Below are 3,076 nucleotides of genomic sequence, written 5' to 3' on the forward strand. Positions count from 1 at the left end.
CCTCCCGGCCGAAGCCTGGGAGGTGCCCCCACGCGCCCCTCAAGTACTGGCTACTTCTTCGCCGAAGTCACCCGGTACACGTCGTAGACGCCCTCGACGCCGCGGACGGCCTTCAGGACGTGGCCGAGGTGCTTGGGGTCGCCCATCTCGAAGGTGAAGCGGCTCATCGCCACCCGGTCCCGGGAGGTCTGCACCGCCGCCGACAGGATGTTGACGTGCTGGTCGGAGAGCACCCGGGTGACGTCCGAGAGCAGTCGCGAGCGGTCCAGCGCCTCGACCTGGATGGCCACCAGGAAGACCGAGGACTGGGTGGCCGCCCACTCGACCTCGATCATCCGCTCGGGCTGCTGCGAGAGCGCCTCGACGTTCACGCAGTCCGAGCGGTGGATCGAGACGCCGTTGCCGCGGGTCACGAAGCCGACGATCGGGTCGCCCGGCACCGGGGTGCAGCAGCGGGCCAGCTTGACCCAGACGTCCTCGGTGCCCTTGACGATCACACCCGGGTCGCCCTTGGCGCGGCGCCGCAGCGAGCGGCTCTGGTGCGTCGGGGTGGCCGTCTCGGCGAGGTCCTCGGTCGCGCCCTCCTCGCCGCCGAGCGCCTGCACCAGCTTCTGCACGATGGACTGCGCGGCGACGTGGCCCTCGCCGATCGCGGCGTAGAGCGAGGAGATGTCGGGGTACCGCATCTCGTGCGCCAGGGTGACCAGGGAGTCGCCGGTGAGGATGCGCTGGATCGGCAGGCCCTGCTTGCGCATGGCCCGGGCGATGGCCTCCTTGCCGTGCTCGATGGCCTCCTCACGGCGTTCCTTGGAGAACCAGGCACGGATCTTGTTGCGGGCGCGCGGCGACTTGACGAAGGTGAGCCAGTCCCGGGAGGGGCCGGCGTTCTCCGCCTTGGAGGTGAAGACCTCGACGGTGTCGCCGTTCTCCAGCTCGGACTCCAGCGGCACCAGGCGGCCGTTCACCCGGGCGCCGATGCAGCGGTAGCCGACCTCGGTGTGCACGGCGAAGGCGAAGTCCACCGGGGTGGCCTTGGCGGGCAGCGCTATCACGTCGCCCTTGGGGGTGAAGACGAAGACCTCGTTGCTGGAGAGGTCGAAGCGCAGCGACTCCAGGAACTCGCTCGGGTCCTCGGTCTCCTTCTGCCAGTCCAGCAGTTGCCGCAGCCAGGCCATCTCGTTGACGGCGTCGGCCTTGTCGTGCTTGCGGGCGTGCGCGGGGGTGTCGGTGCGGACCTTGGAGGCGCCGGCCACCGCGCGCTGCTTGTACTTCCAGTGCGCGGCGATGCCGTACTCGGCGCGGCGGTGCATGTCGAAGGTGCGGATCTGCAGCTCGACCGGCTTGCCGCCGGGCCCGATGACCGTCGTGTGCAGCGACTGGTACATGTTGAACTTGGGCATCGCGATGTAGTCCTTGAACCGCCCCGGCACCGGGTTCCACCGCGCGTGGATGGTGCCCAGCGCCGCGTAGCAGTCGCGGACGGTGTCGACCAGGACCCGGATGCCCACCAGGTCGTAGATCTCGGCGAAGTCGCGGCCCCGCACGATCATCTTCTGGTAGACCGAGTAGTAGTGCTTCGGCCGGCCGGTGACCTGGGCCTGGATCCGGGCGCCGCGCAGGTCGCCCTGCACCTGGTCGATCACGGTGGCCAGGTACTCGTCCCGCTTGGGCGCGCGCTCGGCCACCAGGCGCACGATCTCGTCGTACATCTTGGGGTAGAGGATCGCGAAGGCGAGGTCCTCCAGCTCCCACTTGATGGTGTTCATGCCCAGCCGGTGCGCCAGCGGGGCGTAGATCTCCAGCGTCTCGCGGGCCTTCTTCTCCTGCTTCTCCCGCTTGAGGTAGCGCATGGTGCGCATGTTGTGCAGGCGGTCGGCGAGCTTGATCACCAGGACGCGCGGGTCCTTGGCCATCGCGACGACCATCTTGCGCACGGTCTCGGCCTGCGCGGCCTCGCCGAACTTGACCCGGTCCAGCTTGGTGACGCCGTCGACCAGCAGTGCGACGGAGTCGCCGAAGTCCTGCCGGAGCGTCTCCAGGCCGTAGTCGGTGTCCTCGACGGTGTCGTGCAGCAGGCCCGCCATCAGGGTGGGGGCGTCCATGCCGAGCTCGGCGAGGATGGTCGCCACCGCGAGCGGGTGGGTGATGTACGGGTCGCCGCTCTTGCGCTTCTGGCCGCGGTGCCACTTCTCGGCGACGGCGTAGGCCTTCTCGATCTCCTTGAGCAGGACCGGGTCGGCCTTCGGGTCGTTCGCCCGGATGGTGCGGAACAGCGGCTCCAGGACGGGGTTGACCGCGCTGCTGCGCTGGCCGCCGAGCCGTGCGAGGCGGGCGCGCATGCCGCCGCCGGAGGAGGGCCGGTGGCCGGGCGGCGGGGCGGGACGCGCCGGGCCGGCGCCGGAGGGCGCGGGACGGCTCTCGGGCGCGGTGGCCTCCGCGGTGGGCACAACCTCGTCGGGCAAGGACACTCCTCGGGGGCGCAAGGGCCTCCCCCTCTTCGGGCGGTCGCGCCATCGGTCGCACCCGTCGGTCGTGCAACCGAGAGGGGATGAATCTTCATGGTACCGAGAGTGCGGCCCGGTCGGTCGGCCGCCCGGCGCGGAACCGGGACCCGAGGGCGCGGCGGCCGGCCCGCGGACCTGCCGCCGCGCCTAGGTCCGCGCGGGTCAGACGGTGACCAGGGCGTCCAGCGGCGCCCCGGCGAGGTGGCCGGTGAGCCGCTCGCGGCCCGGCAGGAAGCCGAGCTCCATCAGCACGACCACGCCGGCCAGCTCGGCGCCGGCCTCGCGGACGAGGTCCAGCGAGGCGCCGAGGGTGCCGCCGGTGGCGAGCACGTCGTCGACGACCAGCACCTTCTCCCCGGGCGCGAAGGCGTCGCACTGGACCTCCAGCGTGGCGGAGCCGTACTCGAGGTCGTAGGAGCGGGCGAAGACGTCGCCGGGCAGCTTGCCCTTCTTGCGGATCGGCACGAAGCCGAGGCCGGCCGCGAAGGCCGCGGGGGCGGCCAGGACGAAGCCGCGGGCCTCCAGGCCGACCACCTTGGTCGCCCCGAGCTCGGCGGCGCGGCCGGCGAGCG

General features: G+C 71.5%; 2 protein-coding genes. Both read right to left on the reverse strand.

Annotation, left to right across the window (positions count from 1 at the left end):
- Positions 1–50: 50 nt before the first annotated feature.
- Positions 51–2,462, reverse strand: a complete 2,412-nt coding sequence (locus ABZ641_RS30885; protein WP_344621704.1) for a bifunctional (p)ppGpp synthetase/guanosine-3',5'-bis(diphosphate) 3'-pyrophosphohydrolase — start codon at positions 2,460–2,462, stop codon at positions 51–53.
- A 204-nt stretch (positions 2,463–2,666) separates the two neighbouring features.
- On the reverse strand, positions 2,667–3,076 hold a 410-nt coding region (locus ABZ641_RS30890), incomplete at its 5' end, for an adenine phosphoribosyltransferase (protein ID WP_359987115.1).

Origin of the sequence: Kitasatospora sp. NPDC007106 (genome assembly GCF_040634455.1) — a bacterium.
Lineage (GTDB): Bacteria > Actinomycetota > Actinomycetes > Streptomycetales > Streptomycetaceae > Kitasatospora > Kitasatospora arboriphila.